The organism is Papillibacter cinnamivorans DSM 12816 (genome assembly GCF_900176335.1).
Taxonomy (GTDB): Bacteria; Bacillota; Clostridia; order Oscillospirales; family Oscillospiraceae; genus Papillibacter; species Papillibacter cinnamivorans.
In genome coordinates this window covers 383330-402974 of record NZ_FWXW01000003.1, presented here as the reverse complement: position 1 = coordinate 402974, position 19645 = coordinate 383330, and the positions used below count along the sequence as shown (strand labels likewise).

At 56.0% G+C, this 19645-nt stretch carries 16 protein-coding genes; 7 read left to right on the top strand and 9 right to left on the bottom strand.

The window, feature by feature from the left end; genetic code table 11:
- Positions 1 to 9: 9 nt before the first annotated feature.
- Positions 10 to 2436, bottom strand: coding sequence for a beta-propeller domain-containing protein (locus B9A13_RS06750; RefSeq protein ID WP_084234365.1), 2427 nt, complete (start codon positions 2434 to 2436; stop codon positions 10 to 12).
- Positions 2437 to 3352: 916 nt separating this feature from the next.
- Here B9A13_RS06750 and B9A13_RS06740 point away from each other — a divergent pair.
- From B9A13_RS06740 to B9A13_RS06725, 4 genes are all read left to right on the top strand, one after another.
- Positions 3353 to 4480, top strand: a complete 1128-nt coding sequence (locus B9A13_RS06740; RefSeq protein WP_159448047.1) for a polysaccharide deacetylase family protein — start codon at positions 3353 to 3355, stop codon at positions 4478 to 4480.
- A gap of 168 nt (positions 4481 to 4648) precedes the next feature.
- Complete coding sequence (locus B9A13_RS06735) at positions 4649 to 5329, top strand: response regulator transcription factor (RefSeq protein ID WP_084234362.1); 681 nt, start codon at positions 4649 to 4651, stop codon at positions 5327 to 5329.
- Positions 5330 to 5373: 44 nt separating this feature from the next.
- A complete protein-coding gene (locus B9A13_RS06730) occupies positions 5374 to 6798 on the top strand; it encodes a sensor histidine kinase (RefSeq protein WP_084234361.1) in 1425 nt (474 codons plus the stop codon).
- Positions 6799 to 6838: 40 nt separating this feature from the next.
- On the top strand, positions 6839 to 8227 hold the full coding sequence (locus B9A13_RS06725) for a S1C family serine protease (protein WP_159448046.1): 1389 nt from the start codon (positions 6839 to 6841) through the stop codon (positions 8225 to 8227).
- Positions 8228 to 8563: 336 nt separating this feature from the next.
- Here B9A13_RS06725 and B9A13_RS06715 read toward each other — a convergent pair whose 3' ends face one another.
- The 7 genes from B9A13_RS06715 to B9A13_RS06685 form a co-directional block, all read right to left on the bottom strand.
- Positions 8564 to 9220, bottom strand: coding sequence for a 3-oxoacid CoA-transferase subunit B (locus tag B9A13_RS06715; RefSeq protein ID WP_084234358.1), 657 nt, complete (start codon positions 9218 to 9220; stop codon positions 8564 to 8566).
- A 14-nt stretch (positions 9221 to 9234) separates the two neighbouring features.
- Positions 9235 to 9882: a CoA transferase subunit A gene (locus tag B9A13_RS06710; protein ID WP_084234357.1), complete on the bottom strand. Its 648-nt coding sequence runs from the start codon at positions 9880 to 9882 to the stop codon at positions 9235 to 9237.
- 316 nt (positions 9883 to 10198) lie between these two features.
- A complete protein-coding gene (locus tag B9A13_RS06705) occupies positions 10199 to 10468 on the bottom strand; it encodes a TIGR03905 family TSCPD domain-containing protein (RefSeq protein WP_084234356.1) in 270 nt (89 codons plus the stop codon).
- A gap of 13 nt (positions 10469 to 10481) precedes the next feature.
- Positions 10482 to 11009 carry a cob(I)yrinic acid a,c-diamide adenosyltransferase gene (locus tag B9A13_RS06700; protein ID WP_084234355.1) on the bottom strand — a complete coding sequence of 176 codons (528 nt, stop codon included), beginning with the start codon at positions 11007 to 11009 and terminating at the stop codon, positions 10482 to 10484.
- A 306-nt stretch (positions 11010 to 11315) separates the two neighbouring features.
- Positions 11316 to 11693: a zinc ribbon domain-containing protein gene (locus B9A13_RS06695; protein WP_084234354.1), complete on the bottom strand. Its 378-nt coding sequence runs from the start codon at positions 11691 to 11693 to the stop codon at positions 11316 to 11318.
- 312 nt (positions 11694 to 12005) lie between these two features.
- Positions 12006 to 13985 (bottom strand): sodium:solute symporter family transporter, encoded by a 1980-nt coding sequence (locus B9A13_RS06690; RefSeq protein WP_084234353.1) that lies wholly within the window; start codon positions 13983 to 13985, stop codon positions 12006 to 12008.
- 95 nt (positions 13986 to 14080) lie between these two features.
- The gene (locus B9A13_RS06685) at positions 14081 to 14848 is read right to left on the bottom strand and encodes a cyclase family protein (RefSeq protein WP_084234352.1); all 768 of its coding nucleotides are present in this window, start codon (positions 14846 to 14848) and stop codon (positions 14081 to 14083) included.
- A 501-nt stretch (positions 14849 to 15349) separates the two neighbouring features.
- On the opposite strand from B9A13_RS06685, the gene B9A13_RS06680 reads away from it, so the two are divergent.
- The 3 genes from B9A13_RS06680 (at position 15350) to B9A13_RS06670 (ending at position 17983) form a co-directional block, all read left to right on the top strand.
- Entirely contained in the window at positions 15350 to 16723 is a 1374-nt protein-coding gene (locus B9A13_RS06680; protein ID WP_084234351.1) for a sigma-54 interaction domain-containing protein, read from the top strand.
- Positions 16724 to 16887: 164 nt separating this feature from the next.
- Positions 16888 to 17460: a uracil-DNA glycosylase gene (locus B9A13_RS06675; RefSeq protein WP_084234350.1), complete on the top strand. Its 573-nt coding sequence runs from the start codon at positions 16888 to 16890 to the stop codon at positions 17458 to 17460.
- A 103-nt stretch (positions 17461 to 17563) separates the two neighbouring features.
- On the top strand, positions 17564 to 17983 hold the full coding sequence (locus tag B9A13_RS06670) for a MaoC family dehydratase (RefSeq protein ID WP_084234349.1): 420 nt from the start codon (positions 17564 to 17566) through the stop codon (positions 17981 to 17983).
- A 344-nt stretch (positions 17984 to 18327) separates the two neighbouring features.
- Here B9A13_RS06670 and B9A13_RS06665 read toward each other — a convergent pair whose 3' ends face one another.
- Positions 18328 to 19611: an O-acetylhomoserine aminocarboxypropyltransferase/cysteine synthase family protein gene (locus tag B9A13_RS06665; RefSeq protein ID WP_084234348.1), complete on the bottom strand. Its 1284-nt coding sequence runs from the start codon at positions 19609 to 19611 to the stop codon at positions 18328 to 18330.
- Positions 19612 to 19645: the final 34 nt, after the last annotated feature.

Below are 19645 nucleotides of genomic sequence, written 5' to 3'. Positions count from 1 at the left end.
GCTTCATTTTTATTTCGCCGAGGCCCGGGCCAGTTCGGCAAGGGTGCCGGCATCGTGGGCCGTGAGCCTGTCGCCGGACACGAAGTACAGCGCCTCGCCGATTCGTACGATCCGCCGGATCTGCAGGTCCGCATCCACGCCGTAATATCCCGATGCCGCCAGCTCATCGTCGCTTACATGGGAGACCGTTCCCCGGAGGTCGAAGCCGCTGTTTAAATCCAGGTGGTATACATACGCCCCGCTGAAAACGATCCGGCCGTAGTTGGGATACCCCGAATCCGGGTCGACAACCGGGCCCTGTACCTCCGCCACGTTCACCGGGAAGGCGATAAGGCCTCTCTCCTTGTCGAAAAACAGCGCCTTGTGGTCGTACAGCAGCTCGGAGTCCGTTCCCCGGTCCCCGATGCTCACCGAATACTCCTGTATGGGGTTGGTTACGTCGCTCACGTCAAAGAGAGCCATTTTCATTCCCAGGTAGTAGGTGCCGGTCCCCGCCTCTTTTCCGTAGGCGTCTTTGAAGGACACCGTCACGGTATCCTTTCCGAATCCGATGACGTGGTTCTCGTCATAGGGGTGCAGATAGTCGCTGTAACCGGGGATTTTCAGGGATCCCAGCACCTTCGGCGCTTCCGGGTCCTTCAGGTCGATGACGAAGAGGGGATCCACCGTCCGGAAGGTCACTACATATGCCCGCTCTCCCATGAAGCGGACGGAATAGATGGTCTCTCCCTTTGCAAGCCCCTCCAGCCGTCCGGTGACGGCGAGTTCCTCATCCAGGACATACAGGGCGTTTCCCGCGTCCCCGTCTCCGCTCCACCAGGAATAGCCCGTCGTGGTGGCGATCCGGAAATACCCGCCGGACTCGTCCATGGAAAACTGATTGAGGATCCTGCCGGGAACCTGCCCCCGGGCGGAATAGGCTGCCGTTCCCCCGTCCAGGGCGAATTTATAGATGAGCGTCGCCTCCTGTTCCGCCGGAGGGGCAAATCCGTCCTCGGTGGCGATCATGGGCCGGACCCCGCCATATCCCTCGTCCACCGTAACATAGAGATTGCTTTCGGAGACATAGAGCTCCGTGCCCGAGCCGAGAAATGTCTCGATATTTACCGGTTCTCCGGGCTGGTCTAGAGAAAGCCCGGCCACAATCAGGTAGGAGGCCGAAATCACGGGCGGCATATAATGGATGTCGCCGTACGGCACTGCTCTCGTCTCCGGTCCCGCTGCGGAATCGCTGTAAGTCGGGTTCAGCGGCACGGTCTCGTCCGACCAGTCGTAGAGATACTGGTTGGTGACCGCATACAGCTCCTGGCCGATCAGCCGGGAGGAGAGATAATTCCCCGGAAGGGTGACCTCCCGCGCAATAACGGGATTTTTTCTGTCGGCAAGGCTGTATATCAGGATCTTCGTGACCGTCCCGTCGCAATAGGCCGGGCAAAGATCCGCGGACTTGTCCGCGGGTTCCTCCGCTGTGCTCGCCGAGACGGTATAGGAGCTTCCGATTACAACCAGGGTGTCACCGCTGATATAGAGTTCCGTAGGGAAAAAGGATCCCTCCGGATAGGAAAGCTTGGCGGAAAGCGCCATTTCCTCCGCGGGATATGCCCGATAGATCAGGACGGCTCCGCTGCTGATCTGATAGAGATACGTCCCGTCGGTTTTGACAATATCTCCTTCGTCGACGCCCTGGACCTGGACGTTGGTCCCCGAATATTCCGCCATGCTCTTTTCGGCCGCGGAATTTACCGCGGGAGCGGCGGCTGCGGCGTCTTCCTCCATTGCAACGGCGCCGCCCCGCGTATAGGCAAGGCCTCCCAAGCCCGCGCCGTCGAGCAGCTGCACCAGGTTTTCTCTGCTATCCACGGCGGGAAGGACGTTGACCGTCTCGATGGTCTGCCGGATGAGGTCACCCTCGGTTTTCGGATCAAAAACCGCCTCGTCTCCGCCGATCACCACCAGGCCGTTGTCGTAAAACACCTCTTTCCCCAGAGCTTCCGCCAGCGCCCGCACCGGCACGAAGGTCCTGCCTCCCGTGGCCATGGCCGGAACGTCCAGGGATACGGTTTCCCCGTCCACCGTCATCTCGGTGCTGTACAACCGGATCCGGATGGTCCTGCCGTCCTCCGAAATGGTCGCCGTCTGCGTGCCGCCGTCCCAGCTCACCCGGGCGCCGAAAGACTCGGCGATAAACCGGACGGGGACCAGCGTTCTGCCGTTCTGGACAAATGGAGTGATCAGCTCGTTGGACGGATCGATCTCCGTAAGCTCGTTGCGGACAAGGGAATACATGCTGCCGGGATACAGGACCACCGCGTCCTGCAGTCTGTCCTCCTGCCCGGGCTGCGCCGCCTCGCCGCCGAGGCTCAGAGCGGCTCCTCCCGATAAAACCAGCGCCAGAATAACCAGACTCATGCCGTAGAATAGTTTACGTCGAAGCATTGGAATCCCTCCTCTCCGTTTTATTTGCTTTGACGATTTCCCGGAGCTTTCGTTCCGGGAAAAAATTATCGGAATCCGCCGTCCTGCGTAAAATCCATCCGGAAAGCCGATTTGCCGGAGCCCTCGTCCCGCCGGTATCAATTTTATCGGCCGCGCCGGGGCATTTTTTTGGGCTCAGCTGCGTATACTGATATGTAGGCGGCAGAGAGAGAGGCGATCGATTTGTTCATTCTACTGTTCTGTGAAAATGAAACCGCACCGGCGGAATCCGTTCCCGCATCGGACGTGGATGATCTGATTTTCGAAAACGAATACGAATGGTTTGTAAGCAGCCGATAAAAACCACCCGCCCAGGCGGGTGGTTTTTATCGGCTGCTTCGCTTCATAAGCACCCTCGTCCTTTTCGCCGACGGCGAAAAGCTTTTTGGGATTTTGTGTTGCGCTCCGTGACCAAAATCCCAAAAAATCAAATTTCCACGCTTTGCGGGGATTCACTTCCCGTAAGGCATACTTTGCGCGCCTTCGCAAAGGCGCGGTCCTTTCCTCGCCCCCGCCGGAAAAACAAAGTTTTTCGGCGGCCATAGCCACCTGCCCAGGCGGGTGGTTTTTATCGGCTGCTTCGCTTTAAAAGCGGCGCACTTGCAGACTCTTCAAATTCAAGGTATAATAGCCGCAAAGCGGTTATTATACCGGGTGGATGGCGCGGTTTGCTCCCGTCCTTCGGACAGAACCGCAATCGATGCCATGTACCACGAAACGCTTCGCGTTTGTGGTACGACAGCCGCAAAGCGGTTATTATACCGGGTGGATGGCGCGGTTTGCTCCCGTCCTTCGGACAGAACCGCAATCGATGCCGTGTGCCTTCTCCGGGGACACATGCGAAAATCAAAGCCGATGCGCGGCGGGAGGTGGTCGTTTGAAGCGGATACTGGTCTTCGGGATGGTTCTTGTACTGCTTATTTCCGTAATTCCCCGGGTGAATGCTGTCAACGACGTTTATTTTACCGCCGTGAACGATGCGTTTCTGGACTTGAACGACGAGACTATGCCCTTCTGGTCGGGAGGACTTTCCTACGTTCCCTGTACCGTTTTTAGCGGGACCAATCTTGGGGTTTTTTACGCTCAGAATACCACCGAAAAAACCCTCACTCTTTATAACATAAAGAAAACCCTCACCTTTGAAATGAACTCCGGGACCTGCTACGACCAGGACGGCGCGACCTATTCCTACCGGACCATCACGCGCAACGGAAAGGCTTATATTCCGATCTCCTTCGTCTGCTCCTTTTTTGATCTTACTTACTCCTATATCAAGAGCGATCTTTCCCCCATCATCCGGATCAAAAACTCAAAAGCGGTCCTCAGCGACTCCATCTTTGCCGACGCCGCGGCCCAGCTGATGCAGTACCGGCTCAACCAGTACATGAGCACGCAGCCCTCGCCGGAAATTTCCTCTCCGGTGGTTACGCCCACTCCCACTCCTTCCGGGGGAAGCGGAAAGGAAAACGTACGGGTTTATTTGGCCTTTGACGGCTGCCCCACCGCAAGTACGGAGGCAATTCTGGACAAGCTGGACGAGTACGGATATAAAGCAATCTTCTTTTTCTCTCCGGACCAGCTGGACGGCGCGGACGACCTGATCCGGCGGATCGTCGGTTCCGGTCATTCCATCGGCCTGTCCGGAAGCGAGGACAGCACGGCTCAGGCGCTTTTAGACGGCTTTGAGGAGGGAAACCGTAGGCTCAGGGAAACCGGCTGCCTCCAGACCCGCATTGTATCGGTTCCGAACCTCACCTCCGAGCAGTATCAGCTGCTGACTCAGAACGGGTATTGCTGCTGGAGCTGGTCCATCAACGCGGAATACGACGGGGCGACCTCAAAAAGCACGGCAATCAACGCCATGAGCAAAATTTCCAAAGCGGGTACCGCCTGGGTCCGGCTGGCCGACGGGGAAATTACCGCCGGGGCGATGACCCGGCTGCTCTCCGCCCTGAAAGAGGACGGATACAGCGTAAGGCCCGTTTCCGAGGCGGAATACCGGTAAAATGCGCCTGTTTCCCCCCCGGGCCATGCTTTTCGTCATTTTTTACAAATTGTTCATCCTCGGGCGAAAACCCGGGATATAATAGAGATTGAAACCGTAAATATTGCATTTTTACAGTGTCGGACAGAACTGCGTTTCCGGCAAACGATAGAAACCGGAGGGAATGAAATGGGTCGAAACGTATTGGTGGTGGAAGACGACAGTAATATTGCCGATCTTCTGCGCATGTATTTGGAAAAGGAAGGATATACCGTCCGGATTGCAGGAGACGGGGGAAAGGCCCTGGAGGAGTTCAAAAGGGAAGCTCCCGACCTCATTCTGCTGGATATCATGCTTCCCGTGATGGACGGCTGGTCCGTCTGCTCCAAAATCCGGGAGACCTCCCGGGTCCCTATTATCATGCTCACCGCCCGGGGCGAGGTGTTCGACCGGGTTTCCGGCCTGGAAATGGGAGCCGACGACTACATTGTAAAGCCCTTTGAAATGAAGGAAGTTCTGGCCCGGATCAACGCCGTGCTCCGCCGTACCGAGCTGCCGGAAACCACTCAGAAAAAACTGGTTTTCGACAAGCTGGTGATCAATCTGGATTCCTACGAGCTTCTGGTGGACGGTCAGCGGGTGGACACACCTCCCAAGGAACTGGAGCTTCTGTATCATCTGGCCTCTTCGCCCAACCGCGTATACACAAGGAATCAGCTCCTGGATGAAGTCTGGGGTTTTGACTATTTCGGCGATTCCCGGACCATTGACGTTCATATCAAAAGACTCAGGGAAAAGCTGGAGAACATCAGTTCCCAGTGGGCCCTGAAAACCGTATGGGGTGTTGGATATAAATTCGAAGTTCAGTAATACTGCCTGCACGGTGCAGACGGATAAAGACAGGATGGTAACCCATGAACAGCCTGTATAAACGCCAATTTGCTCTGACCGCGGGGATGGTCTTGCTCACGCTGCTGCTCTTGGGCGCCGCCTTTCTCGCCATCAGCTACAACTACACCATCCGGGAAAAGCAGAAGAGCATGATCAAAAACGCCGAAACGATGGCGCTGCTCTCGGCGAATTATTTTACCTCCGGCGACCCGGTTCAGGCTTACAATCTGCAGGTCCTGATCACCTTCGCTTCCACCATTTCCGATTCCGATTTTCTGGTATGCACCACGGGCGGGAGCATCCTCTTCGGCTCCAGCGGAAACCGGCAGCCCCAGACTTTTTCAGGCGACGTGCCCTCCTGGATCATAAGCGAAGTGATGTCCAAAGGACAATACTCCGCCATGAGCACTCTGGGTGAGGTTTTCTCCAAAAACCGGTCGGTGGTCGGCGTCCCGGTTCAAAGTGCCAGTACGGGGCAGACCCTGGGCGTGGTTTTCAATGCCGCGGACACCTCGGCTTTAACCGGAATGTGGCGGGCCTTTGTGAGCATTTTCCTTTTTACCGCTCTCGTAGTCCTGGCTCTGGCCTTTGCCAGCAGCTCCGTTGCATCCCACCGGCTGACGCGCCCGCTGAAGGTTATGGCGGAGGCCACCGGACGGTTTGCCCGGGGGCAGTTTGACATTCGGGTCCCCACCGACGGGCGGGTCGACGAAATAGGGGAGCTGGCCGTCGCCTTCAACGCCATGGCCGAGTCGCTGGAGCAGGTGGAGCAGCGGCGGCGCGAGTTCATCGCCAACATCTCCCACGAGCTGAAAACCCCAATGACCACGATTGCCGGATACACCGACGGGATTCTGGACGGCACCATTCCGCCCGATAAGGAGCGGGAATATCTGCAGATCATTTCAGACGAGACCCGCCGGCTCTCCCGCCTGGTCCGCCGGATGCTGGACGTGTCGCAGCTTCAGTCCGGAGAGCCGCTGCAGATGAAAGAGCGTTTCGATCTGTCTGAGGTCCTCCGCCGCGTCCTTGTAAGCATGGAGCACAAGATCAACGGACGGCACCTGGACGTGGATACGCAGCTGCCGGAAGAGCCCGTAAACGTATTGGGCGACCGGGACATGATCACCCAGGTGGTATACAATCTCCTGGACAACGCCGTGAAATTCGCGGCAGGCGGCACCACTCTGGGACTTACCCTTCAGAAAAAAGGCGGGAAGGCATACGTATCCGTAAGCAACAGGGGAGAGGTAATCCCCCCCGGAGAGCTTCCCCTTCTCTTTGAGAGATTTCACAAGACGGATCATTCCCGCAGCGTGGACCGGGACGGAGTGGGTCTGGGCCTGTATATCGTAAAAACCATCCTGAACCGGCATCACGAGGACATAACCGTAACCAGCAAAGACGGGCTGACCGAGTTTACCTTTTCGCTGACCATGGCAAAATAACGTATCAGTCCGTATTCCATCTGCCAGGAGGAACATGCCCATGTGGGAAGAAGAGATCGGCGGCACCGGTAAAAAGGAAGAACGCTCCGGGGAAACCGAAGGGACCCCGGAGAAGACCTCCGTGTCTGACTACCGGGCGGAATCCGGCCGGACCGGGCACACCGATGCGCGGGACGAGCGCCAGTACTCCGCCTGGGAATCCCGGTATCAGCGGCAGCCTTCGCCGGAACCGGACAACAGAACACCCTGGGAGGAAGCGCCCTATCGTTCAAGACGGAGAAAGCGCAGCGGCCCTCTGTTTCTGATCATAGCCGTCCTTTTGATTGTCGGAATTTCCGTTTTCATTCGCTATTCTTTGGTAAACGGTACACCCTGGCAGCCTTACGGTTCGCTTCCCTCCCTTCCCTTTGTCACCTCGCCCTCCTCCGGACAGCAGGAAGAAACTACGGGCCAGACAACGGTGGAGCGGGCTCCCGTTGGAGACGGAACCACTTTGACTATCTCCTCGCCGCCGGGCAAAGCCTTGACAATCCAGGACGTTTACCGGGAGGTGAGTCCCTCCGTCGTCAGCATTATGGGGACGTTGCCGGACGCCACGGCTTACGGAACCGGCATCATCATGTCTGCCGACGGATACGTCATCACCAATTATCATGTGATTGAAGGCAGCAGCGCCGTCACCGTCACCCTGCAGGACGACGAGGAATTCGACGCCAAGCTGGTGGGAGGCGACGCGCAGACCGATCTGGCCGTTTTGAAGATCGATTCGGAAAATCTTCCCGCCGCGAAGTTTGGAGATTCCGGTGCCCTGGTGGTGGGGGATTCGGTGTACGCCATCGGCAATCCTCTGGGAGTTGAGCTGAAGGGCACCCTGACGGACGGAATCATATCCGCCATCAACCGGGACATCTATGTGGACGGCCGGACCATGACGCTGCTTCAGACCAACGCAGCTCTCAACAGCGGCAACTCCGGAGGACCTCTCATCAACGTTTATGGCCAGATCATCGGAATCAACACCATAAAAATGAGCTCCTACTCCTCCACGATAGAAGGACTGGGATTCGCCATCCCCATCAGCTCCGCCAAGCCGATTATCGACGAGCTCATTGCCAAGGGGTACATTTCCGGCCGTTCCGCCATCGGAATCACCGTTTCGGATTTATCGGACACGGCGGCGGCCTTCTATAAAAATGTCCGCGGAGCGTACGTGGAATCGGTGGATACCCGCTCCAATGCCTATAAAGCCGGTATGCGGCAGGGGGATATCATAACCGTGGTGAACGGGGTGGAGATCCAGTCGGTGGATGACCTGTACGCGGCAAAAGAGGACTGCGGCGTGGGAGACACAATTTCCGTCACGGTCTACCGAAACGGAAAATATCTGGATTTCGAGATCGTCTTAATGGATGCCTCCGATCTTTCATGAAGAACGGTTATATCTTTCCCGCAGTCAATAAAATCACATATTTCTGCAAAAAGAAAAGCGGGAGCTGAAAGCTCCCGCTTTTCGCAGTCTGTCAAAAAACCTCTCGTCCTTTTCGCACTGGCGAAAAGCTTTTGCGGATTTCGCGTTGCGCCCCGTGACCGAAATCCGCAAAAAATAAGATCCCAATGTCCTGCGGGAATTCACTTCTCGCAAGGCATACTTTGCGCGCCTTTTCAAAGGCGCGATCCTACCCCCGTTTCCGTCGAAAAACAGGATTTTTCGACGGAAACCAAAAAGCGGGAGCTGAAAGCTCCCGCTTTTTGATATCTCTTTTTGTTATTCGGCCATGGTCGCCACTTTGGCGGGAACGATCAGCTTGGGTTCGGTTTTGCTCTGGACATCCTCTACGGTGAGGCCAGGGGCAATCGCCTTGAGCACCAGGCCGTCTTTGGAAACGTCGATAACGCACATCTCGGTGACGATGGTGGTGACAACACCCACGCCGGTCAGGGGCAGGCTGCATTTGTTCAGGATCTTGGGAGCGCCGTTCTTGGACGCGTGCTCCATGGCGACAATGACCTTCTTGGCGCCGGCAACCAGGTCCATGGCGCCGCCCATGCCGGCAACCAGCTTGCCGGGAACCATCCAGTTGGCGAGGTTGCCTTTTCCGTCAACCTCCATGCCGCCCAGAACGGTGGCGTCCAGGTGACCGCCGCGGATGATGGCGAAAGACCAGGCGCTGTCGAAACAGGCGCCGCCGGGAATGAGAGCTGCGGGGGCTCCGCCGGCGTTGCAGAGATCGGGGTCCGCGTCCTCGGGCTTCGGAGCGGGGCCAAGGCCGGTGCATCCGTTCTCGCCGTGGAGGGTCACGTGGACTCCTTCGGGAAGAAAGTTGGAAACCAGAGTGGGGATGCCGATGCCAAGATTCACGAGGTCTCCGTCCTTCAGCATGAGAGCAATATTTTTAGCGATAATATCACGAGAATTAGCCATTTCCGTATCCTCCCTTACGCTTTCACAATATAGTCGACATAGATGCCGGGCAGCATGACTTCATCGGGATCGATGTCGCCGATTTCAACAATTTCCTCGACCTCGGCGATTACGATATCGCCGGCGGTAGCAATAAGGGGATTGAAGTTCTTGGCCGTGCGGCGGAAGACCAGATTCCCGAATTTATCCGCCTTATGCGCCTTCACAATGGAGACCTCCGCATGCAGGGCGGTTTCCAGAAGATAGGTCTTGCCGTTAAAATCCTTCGTTTCCTTGCCATCCGCAATCACGGTGCCCACGCCTGTGGGGGTATAGAAGCCGGCAATGCCCGCTCCGCCGGCACGCATACGCTCTGCCAGCGTTCCCTGGGGATTGAACTCGATTTCGAGTTCCCCTGCGTTGAACTGCCGGATGGTCTCAGGATTGGTCCCGATATGGGAGCAATGCATTTTCTTGACAAGCTTTGCAACCACCAGAAGGCCGATGCCCTTATCCGGGAACCCCGTGTCGTTGGCGATAATGGTAAGATTCCCGATTTTCCGTTCCACGATTCCGGCGATGATGGACGCGGGAGTGCCCACTGCCGCAAATCCGCCGATCATTAAGGTTTGTCCATCCTTAATTTTGTCCAGCGCTGCTTCTTTGCTGATAACCTTGTTCATACATCCTACTCCTTTTTGTGATTTAGGGATCCGAACTGGATTCTGGCTGCCAATGGTCATGAAAAGGCCCAGCGCAATGCTGGACCGATTTTGATCTGTCAGCCGCTTTTGACTCGCCAGAGGTATTGCCGGGCCGTTTCATAATGAAACAGCCTCGACGGTGCTTTGCGGGCCGGTTCCTCCTTCCTGGAATTAAGATGAATATTATTGAATTCATTATAGTATAACTCACCGGTCGGTTGCAAGAGCTATTTTTCATTCTGCGGCAACAGTTTCGGCGGAAATGGGGCCGGCATTGCAAAACGGACTGCCCGGATTATAAAATACCCTTCCGGGGTGATTCCATGCAGTGTTCCTTCAGCGCCTTTGCCAGCTGGTCGGGGCAGGAGGTGGACTTCCGTCCGCAGCGGATTCCCTGAAGCTTTGAAACGGCATTTTCCACTTCCATTCCTTCCACGAGCCGGGAGATTCCCTGCAGGTTGCCGGGACATCCTCCCTGGATGGTCACTCCCCGGATAATACCGTCTTCCACGTCCAGGATCATTTCTCTGGAACATACGCCCTTTGGTTTGTAATGAAACGTCACGGCTTAAACTCCTTCATTTTTCAATTCCCGGACGGGCCGTAATTCCCGAATCGTACGGATGGCGTATCTTTCGCATTTCCGTGATATAGTCGGCCAAATCCGATATCTCGCGGGGCGGGTTTCGCCCCGTGAGGACAACCTCCAATTCCCGGGGTTTGTGCTTTAAAAATTCAGCCACTTCCTCCGTCTCCAGAATCCGGCTGGATATGGCATCCAGGATTTCGTCGAGAATCAGCAGATCCGCCTCCCCGCTCTCCACTGCGTCGCAGGCTTCGGAAAACATCGCCCTGGCAAGGGTGCGGTAGCTGCGCTGCTCCTCGTCGTTCATCCGGTAAAAGAAAGGGATTCGTTCAGGTCCCGGAAGTATCCGGAAATTGGGAAGCTTCTCCGCGGCCCGGATCTCCCCGCTGTCCCGTCCCTTTAAAAACCGGACCATAAGAACCCGGTACCCTCTTCCGCTGGCCCGCAGGCCCAGGCCCAGGGCGGCCGTCGTCTTTCCCTTTCCGTCTCCGAAATAAACATGGACCAGCCCTTTTTCCATCTTCGTTTCTCCCTTCCCGGTACAATGGCTTTTCCCCGCCGGCCGCACCGTCCGGGGGAAGCCTCGGTAAAGTCCCGCAAACGGTACTCAGCCGCGGCTTGAAAGCGTTCGTATCTGATTCTAACATACCCGCCGCACAATCTCAACCGAAGGATATTCTGCCAGGTTCGTCCGGCTGCGGGACTGCTGCCCAACGGATCTGTACCGGGCCCGCCGGCATCCCTCATATCCGTCCCAATAAAAAACGGACCTTCCCGGTATCCGCCGCAGCGGCAATGCCGGGAAAGTCCGAGGTTTTCCGGTAGGTTACTTCTGAAGCTGTGCGCCGCAGGCCGGACAGAATTTGGAATCTTCCTCCACTTTTTCGCCGCAGGTGGGACAGGTTTTCCCGGTCTTTTCCGCCGCCGGAGTGCCATCCTCCGCGTCCAGCTGGGCCCGCAGCTCTTCAATCTTGGCAAGGGACGCCTTGATTTTTGCGGTCGTCTCCGCCTGGCTGGGATCGCAGTTGTCGCCGTAGTTGTTGAAATACCATTCGCCCATCTGCTTATATGCCTTCTCGATCTCCCGCTCTTCCGCGGCGATTGCCAGATTGAGCTTCGCGTTTTCTGCCAGGTCCTTTGACTTTTCCATTGCGGTCTGCGCGACCTGAGACATTTTTTTACCGAAATTATCCAAAAACGCCATGATGCCTTACCTCCTTCAGAAATCTGTCCTGCGGTCCTTTCCATTGAACGCGCCGCAGCCGCAGAGCAGCCGCGGCAAGCGGCGTCGCCACCGGTCGCCGGAGGCAATTCCGCCTTGGAAAGGTATATTACCCTTTCTGTATGTATTATACCTTGGAGCGCCGGAATTCACAAGAGAATTTTTCCGCAGTAGCAATGGTATTCCGGTGTGAAACAGCGGAGCGGACGGTGGGGGTTACCGTCCGCTCCGTTGTTTTGAAGGGCCGCCTTAGGGTCAGGAGGGGTGAGATATCATAATAGAACTCAGCATCATTTATACGGTGGCTTTTGCTCCGAATTTGTCCAGCATCTTTTTGCCCACGTCCGTGATCTCCAGTTTTCTCTTCCAGACGCCCTTCTCCAGCACATATCCTTTGCGCACAAGATGGGTGATGATACTGGAAACCTCCAAGGAATTCAGGCCGTGCTGCTTGACCAGTTCGGTGAGCTTTTCGGGGCCTTCGTTCGTCATCTTGAGAATGGAGACATACATGGGCATAAGGCCTGCGTCTACCATTTCCCGGTCGATTCCGGAAACCGGAGGCAGGACGCTCTCGCCCTTTTCCGTGATCTTAAAGGTATAAAAGTCGCTCCGGCTGAGGCCCATCCGCTCAATGTACCCGCCCTGGTCCAGCTTTTCAATACTGGCGTTTGTAATGCCGCCGTCCAGTTTCATGGCATCGTTGATATCGGACATGTAGCCGTGCCCGTACCGGATCAGGTTCAGGATCTTTACATCCTGTTCATCCAGCTTGACGTCGATCCGCTTGCCGCCGGATACTTCCTTGGTCCAGTCCGGCTCGCCGTAGTATTTGGGCTTGCCGATCAGGGTCCCGATAATGGAAAATACCAGAGTGACCGCAAAGCCGATGACTCCCACATGGGTAACAGCGCTGATGGTGGTAATCTTCATAAGGTCTGTCAGGGTCAGCAACGCCATCACGATCATGCCGGAAAGCACACCCCAGAAGGCGCCGGTGGCGTTAAACCTTCTCCAGAAGATTCCGAACAGCAGCAGCACCGCGGGCGGCCCAAGCCAGGCGTTGGCAAAGGCGAACAGGTATGTCGGTCCGCCGGGGAAATAGCAGAGGACCAGCGTGAAGGCCGCGATGATCACCAGGATGATCTTGCTGGCCTTCAGCGTCTGCTTCGGCGTCGCTTTCGGATTGATGGTACGCTGATAAATGTCCCGGGTGGCGGTGGAGGTGGCGCCCATCATGGAGGTCGCCGCGGTGGAGACCGATGCGGCCAGGGCGCCCATCAGGAAGAAGGATGCCAATGCCGGCGGAAACAGCTTCGCCATAACGCCGAAGGCCGCGGTGCTTGCCACCTTTCCCACGGGAGCCCAGAGCTCCGGATACGCGCCGGCGGCATACAGGCCGATGATGGTCAGCGGGATATAAAAGATCACGACGATGACAATGCCGGCGATGATATAGGACAGCTTCGCCACCCGCTCACTGCGGCAGGAGGAAATCCGCAGCCAGTAGTAGTTGTTGCCCCATACCAGGAAAGCGCCGAACAGAATGGCGATGGTCAAAAAGCTCGGGTATTTGATGGACAGCACGGGAAGAATCGCTCCCTTGAACCCCTGGGACCAGAAATCCCCGTTGGGATAAACCGCCTTGAAGAAATCCGCCCCCCCAAACTTGTGCATCAGCAGGAAGGCAAAAAGCGGCACCGCGATGATTCCGATGATCATCTGGACGAAGTCCGTCATGGTGATGGCCCAGAGGCCGCTCAGGTACGCGAAAATCACCATAAGAAGGAACACGCCTGTGATGGTCGCCCAGGTTGGCCAGCCCACATAACCGGATACAACGCCCGCCATGGAGACGATATTGTTTGCCAGAATGCCGCACAGGCCGATGATGGTCGTCCAGGCGACGATCTTTCTGACCTTGGGACTGTAGCGCATTTCCAGATATTCCGGCAGGGTCTGTGCTCCGCAGCGGCGGATGAATTTGGAGAAGAATCCTCCATAGCACATGATTCCCAGGCACGCGTAAATCAGGCCGAACCCCAGGGCGCCCTGGATGCCGTAGGTGATGGTCCAGCCGACATTCAGCGCGATGCTGGTGCCGGCGAAGCCGATGGCGGCGACGCCCATGACGTTGAGGAGAAGACTGACTTCGCGTCCCGCCAGAATAAAGTCGCTGGAGTCGTTGATCCACTTTTTACTGATCATACTGACGCCTATCAGGAGCACGCAGAAAATGATGCAGAATACTACAAATATAATTGTGGCAGACATCGTGATACTCCTTTCCGACAGTTAATAAATGGATATGCTCCTATGGATTGCGCGGAGAATCCCCCTTCTGACATTGCCTTGGCTGCCGTACAAAATTAATCCAGTATTGCCACCACCCTGCTCCAGCCTGCGCTGCCGCCCTTGACCTTGATCGGCAGGCAGATCACCCGAAATCCGGTCACCGGGATCTTGTCCAGATTGGTCAGCTTTTCAATGTGGCAGTATGCTTTTTCCCTGCCCGCCCGGTGCCCTTCCCAGATAATCGAGGAATCGTGATTTTTGGCAAACTCCTTGCCGATCAGCGGCAGCGGCCTGTCCCAGCTCCAGCCGTCCGTCCCCACCACGTGCACGCCGCGGTCGATCAGCCAGAGAGTGGCCTCCTTGGACATGCCGCATCCTGTTACCAGATACTCCGCAGTTCCCCATTTTTTATCGGCTCCGGTCATGACCAGCACGATATCCCCCTTTTTGAGGGTATAACCGATTTTTTTAAAATATTCCTCAAAATCGCGGGCCATAACCCGGTAACCGTCTTCCTTATCCCGGAAATCCACTACCACGCCGTCTCCGAAGCACCAGTCCAGAGGCACCTGATCGATAGTCCATGCCGGCTCTCCGTTGTTCATGGTGGGATAAAAATGCCAGGGGGCGTCAAGATGGGTGCCGGAATGGGTGCTGAGCGTCACAAGCTCAATGGCCCACCCGTTTCCCTCCGGCAGGTCGTCCACCGTGGCACCGCTGAAAAAAGCTGCCATGTCCGCCGCCGTCATCTTGTGGTCAAAATACTGGATTTGCGGGATTTGGTTTGGGGGATCGCTGGGAAGGTCGTTTTCCAGTGCGATGGAAAGGTCTACAATTTTCATAATCAACTCTCCTTTTTTAATTGATTACTTCAGTTTCTATGCCCTGAATTCTATAAATAATATTTAAAGCAAACTGCATGCCATAATTCGATGTTATTTCGGCATGCCTGCGCCGCAAAGGGTTCCGCCGCATTTCCCATCCAAAACTCGTGCGCGGCGGCCGGGGCGCTGTAATCTTTTGCTTTCAGCCCCTGTTTTCGGGTTTCGGCGATTCCTTGCGCCGCAATACCTTGCTGTCAGATTGTAATTTTATGATTACATCTTAACAGAGTATCATTATCGGCATCAGACAGGGATTTTTAGAAATGCGTCCGGCCGCTTAAAAAATATCAGGTGTTCTTTGCAGATAAATCTGTCAATTAAACAAAACATCCAGTGTCATTGAGACCTGCCATGTGAAATATCGACAAAAATTTCACAATGTCGGAAAAAAACTTGTTGTAATCATATGATTACAGCTGTTATAATAGATTTATAAACTATACCGAGGGGGATGAAGGGATGGAAAACTACCTTTCGCCGGAACTGCTCACCCAGTTCATCGAATCGCTGGATGCCTTTGCCGTTCTGAACAAAGAGGGAAAATACCTCTATGTCTCTCCCAACTGGGTAAAAACCAGCGGAGTCCCCTCCAATATAGCGCTGGCGAAATATGTATGGCAGGTGGTGCCGGACACGCATTCGATGCATGTGCTTGAAACCGGCGAACCCGTTTTGGGCGAGGTGGTCAACATCCAGGGCATACAGGCCTTCACTTCCTATATGCCCATCATGAAAAACGGCGTTGTGGACGGGTGTTTCATCTTCGTCATACTCACCGGGATGGAAAAGGCCCTCGCCTTTACCCGCCGGGTCAATCAGCTCTCCACGGAGCTGGAATTCTACAAGCAGGAGCTCAGCCGGGAGCGGGGGGCCCGGTATGGGATCAACAGCATCATCGGAAACAGCTCCAGTATTCAGCGGGTCAAGGCACAAATCGCCCAGGCCGCCAAGTCCAGCTCCACCGTTTTAATTGACGGGGAAACGGGCAGCGGCAAGGAGCTCATCGCCCACGCGATCCATTCTCTCAGCTCCCGCCGCCAGTCCAATTTTGTCCGTGTGAACTGCTCCGCCATCCCGTCGGAACTCATGGAGGCCGAATTTTTCGGATATGTGGGCGGCGCCTTTACAGGCGCTGCCAAAAAGGGAAAGATCGGCCGTTTCGAGCTGGCAGGCGGAGGCAGCATTTTTCTGGACGAAGTCAATCTGCTCTCTCCCACCATGCAGCCGAAATTTCTCCGGGTACTTCAGGAGCAGGAAATCGATCCCGTGGGCGGAGATAAAAGCATCCCCATCGACGTGCGGGTCATCGCCGCCTCCAATATCCCCCTGGAACCCCTTGTGGAGGAAGGGAAATTCCGCAGCGACCTCTTTTTCCGCCTCAATGTGATCCGTATCACCGCGCCCCCTCTGCGGAACCGGAAGGAAGACATCCCCCTGCTGGTGGAATCTTTGATCAAGCGCCTCAATTCTCAGCTGGGAATGCTCATCGAGGGCGTTACCGACGAGGTGATGGATCTGTTCATGGAGTATGAATGGCCCGGAAACGTGCGGGAACTGCAGAATGTTATCGAAAGCGCCATGAATATGACCTCTTCCAATACGCTGAAGCTGGACGATTTCCAGTCCTTCGTGCAGCGCGTCCGCTCCAAGAGCCGCCGAATCACCCCCTCGGAGGAGGAATACCGGCTGAAATCCTCCAAGCAGAATTTTGAACGGGACCTCGTGCGGGATGCGCTGGCCGCCGCTAAGGGCAACCGCGTCCGGGCCGCCGAGATTCTGGGAATCTCCCGCACCGTTCTGTATAAGAAGCTGGAAAAATACAATTTAAAATAACAGCTGCGGCAGACCAAAAAGCTGACCTGACGGTGTGTCAGGTCAGCTTTTTGGATTGATATACAGGATCTTCCTTGAAATGAGGCTTTACATTTCAGCCCCTTCCCGGTAAAATGGTGCTGTGGGCGGAATGGTTTTCGCCCCGGCATTTTCGGGGGTAAGATATGCTGAACTGGGACGAGCTGTATAAACAATGCATGGAATGCCGGAACTGTCCGCTTCATGAAACCCGTACCCATGTGGTTTTCGGAGTGGGCGCCAGAGACGCCGAGGTCCTCTTTATCGGGGAAGGGCCGGGAGAGCAGGAAGACCTGCGGGGAGAACCCTTCGTGGGCCGCGCGGGCAAGCTTCTGGACGACATGCTCGCCATCATCGGCCTGAACCGGGATAATATATACATAGCCAACATTGTCAAGTGCCGGCCCCCGGGAAACCGGGACCCGCTGTTCGTCGAACAGGAAGCCTGCATCGGCTGGCTCCGGAATCAGGCCGTGCTGATTAAGCCCAAGATCATCGTCTGCCTGGGGCGGATCGCCGCCATGCAGATCATTAAGCCGGATTTTAAAATAACCCGGGAACACGGCGTCTGGTTTGAGCGGGGAAATTACAAGCTAATGGCCTTGTATCATCCCGCCGCCCTCCTTAGGGACCCGCACCGCCGGCCGGAAACCTTTGAGGATTTGAAACGCCTGGAGGCAATGATAAAGGAAACCTGCAGCCGGACTTTGGTTTCCTGATAAAGTAAAAACCCCTGCGCGGTATTTCCGGGCATCGGCGGCGCTTCCCCAGAAAACGGTTGCCGAATGCTTTTGTTATAAATTGAAGAAAGGGTTGAAAGAAATGACAGGAAAAACCATCGCGGAAATGAAACTCGGGGACAAGGCTTCTACGCAGAAGACCATCAGCGAAACGGACGTATACCTCTTTGCGGGAATCACGGGGGACTTTAATCCCGTGCACATCAACCAGGTGGAAGCGGAAAAGACCATGTTCAAGGGAAGGATCGTGCACGGGATCCTCTGCACCGGCCTGCTTTCCGCGGTCATGGCCATGAGTCTGCCGGGACCCGGCACCATCTATCTGGGCCAGGAACTGAAGTTCGTCGCCCCCGTCCGGATCGGGGATACCATCAAGGCGGAAGTGGAAGTCGTCGAACTCCTTCCCGAAAAGAACATCGCCAAGCTGAAGACCACCTGCTTCAATCAGGACGGAAAAGCGGTCATCACCGGCATGGCTACCGTGATGCCCAAAAAGCAATAATAAATAATAGAATAACGGGGTGCCGGAATCCGGCACCCCGTTTCAGCTTGTCGAAAAAGTCCTATCGTCCTTTTCGCCACTGGCGAAAAGCTTTTTTGGATTTCGCGTTGCGTTCCGTGACCGAAATCCAAAAAAGATGAATTCCCAATACCTTGCGGGAATTCATTTTCCACAAGGTATACTTTGCGCGTCTTCGCAAAGGCGCGGTCCTTCCACCGTACCCGTCGGAAAACAGGGTTTTTCGACGGCCTCTAACGGGGTGCCGGAATCCGGCACCCCGTTTACTTTTCCACCCCGCCGACGGCGGGGTGGAAAAAAGTGATAAAATCAGTGGGAGATAAATATTATATGGCCTCCAGCGCCTGGGAAAGATCGTCGATGATGTCCCGGACGTCCTCGATGCCCACGGACAGACGGATGAGATCCGGGCTCACGCCCGCCGCGGCCAGCTCTTCGTCGTTCATCTGCCGGTGGGTCGCGTTGGCGGGGTGAAGCACGCAGGTGCGCACGTCCGCCACATGGGTGACGATGGCGGCCAGCTTCAGTTCCTTCATAAACCGCTCTGCGGCGGTTCTGCCGCCCTGTACGCCGAAGGAAACGACGCCGCAGGAGCCTTTCGGCAGATATTTCTGTGCCAGCTCGTAATACCGGTTTCCCGGCAGGCCGCAGTAATTGACCCAGGCCACTTTGGGATGCTTCTGCAAAAACCGCGCGGTCTCCAGAGCGTTTGCACAGTGCCGCTCCATCCGCAGAGAAAGGGTCTCCAGGCCGAGGTTGAGCAGGAAGGAATTGTGAGGTGAGGGGACTGCTCCCAGATCCCGCATCAGCTGCGCGGTGGCTTTCGTGATGTAGGCGCCCCCCTGGCCGAAAGCCTTGGTGTAGATGATGCCGTGATAGGACTCGTCGGGCTGTGTCAGTCCGGGGTATTTGTCGGCGTGGGCGTCCCAGTTGAAGTTCCCGCTGTCCACGATGGCCCCGCCTACGCTGGTGGCGTGCCCGTCCATATACTTCGTGGTGGAATGAATCACGATATCCGCGCCCCATTCAAACGGCCTGCAGTTGACGGGGGTCGGAAAGGTGTTGTCCACGATCAGGGGCACCCCGTGCTCATGCGCCGCTTTGGCAAACCGCTCGATATCCAGAACCGCGAGGGCGGGGTTGGCGATGGTCTCGCCGAATACCGCCTTCGTGTTGTCCCGGAAGGCCGCGTTGAGCTCCTCCGGAGTACAGTCCGGCTGTACAAAGGTAAATTCAATCCCCATCCGCTTCATGGTGTTTGCAAAGAGATTATACGTTCCGCCATAAATCGCGGAGGAGGAAATGACGTGATCTCCCGCGGAGCAGATATTGAAAACGGAAAAAAACGACGCCGCCTGGCCGGAAGAGGTGAGCACGGCCGCCGTTCCGCCCTCCAGCGCGGCGATTTTCGCCGCAACGCAGTCGTTGGTGGGGTTCTGGAGCCGGGTGTAAAAATACCCGCTGGCCGCGAGGTCGAAGAGCTTTCCCATCTCCTCGCTGGTGTCGTACTTGAACGTAGTGCTCTGGATGATGGGGAGCACTCTCGGCTCGCCGTTTTTCGGCTTGTACCCTTCCTGTATGCATTTGGTGTCGATCCGATATTGCGCCATATGGTTCTCTCCCTCCGCCCCTTCGCTTCTGATC

What these genes read in the sequence shown, in the direction of transcription:
- B9A13_RS06730 (WP_084234361.1), top strand. Translation starts at nt 5,374, where the DNA reads ATGAACAGCCTGTATAAACGCCAATTTGCTCTGACCGCGGGGATGGTC.
- B9A13_RS06685 (WP_084234352.1), bottom strand. Translation starts at nt 14,848, where the DNA reads ATGAAAATTGTAGACCTTTCCATCGCACTGGAAAACGACCTTCCCAGC.
- B9A13_RS06670 (WP_084234349.1), top strand. Translation starts at nt 17,564, where the DNA reads ATGACAGGAAAAACCATCGCGGAAATGAAACTCGGGGACAAGGCTTCT.
- B9A13_RS06725 (WP_159448046.1), top strand. Translation starts at nt 6,839, where the DNA reads ATGTGGGAAGAAGAGATCGGCGGCACCGGTAAAAAGGAAGAACGCTCC.
- B9A13_RS06735 (WP_084234362.1), top strand. Translation starts at nt 4,649, where the DNA reads ATGGGTCGAAACGTATTGGTGGTGGAAGACGACAGTAATATTGCCGAT.
- B9A13_RS06695 (WP_084234354.1), bottom strand. Translation starts at nt 11,693, where the DNA reads ATGGCGTTTTTGGATAATTTCGGTAAAAAAATGTCTCAGGTCGCGCAG.
- B9A13_RS06700 (WP_084234355.1), bottom strand. Translation starts at nt 11,009, where the DNA reads ATGGAAAAAGGGCTGGTCCATGTTTATTTCGGAGACGGAAAGGGAAAG.
- B9A13_RS06665 (WP_084234348.1), bottom strand. Translation starts at nt 19,611, where the DNA reads ATGGCGCAATATCGGATCGACACCAAATGCATACAGGAAGGGTACAAG.
- B9A13_RS06750 (WP_084234365.1), bottom strand. Translation starts at nt 2,436, where the DNA reads ATGCTTCGACGTAAACTATTCTACGGCATGAGTCTGGTTATTCTGGCG.
- B9A13_RS06675 (WP_084234350.1), top strand. Translation starts at nt 16,888, where the DNA reads ATGCTGAACTGGGACGAGCTGTATAAACAATGCATGGAATGCCGGAAC.
- B9A13_RS06715 (WP_084234358.1), bottom strand. Translation starts at nt 9,220, where the DNA reads ATGGCTAATTCTCGTGATATTATCGCTAAAAATATTGCTCTCATGCTG.
- B9A13_RS06710 (WP_084234357.1), bottom strand. Translation starts at nt 9,882, where the DNA reads ATGAACAAGGTTATCAGCAAAGAAGCAGCGCTGGACAAAATTAAGGAT.
- B9A13_RS06680 (WP_084234351.1), top strand. Translation starts at nt 15,350, where the DNA reads ATGGAAAACTACCTTTCGCCGGAACTGCTCACCCAGTTCATCGAATCG.
- B9A13_RS06690 (WP_084234353.1), bottom strand. Translation starts at nt 13,985, where the DNA reads ATGTCTGCCACAATTATATTTGTAGTATTCTGCATCATTTTCTGCGTG.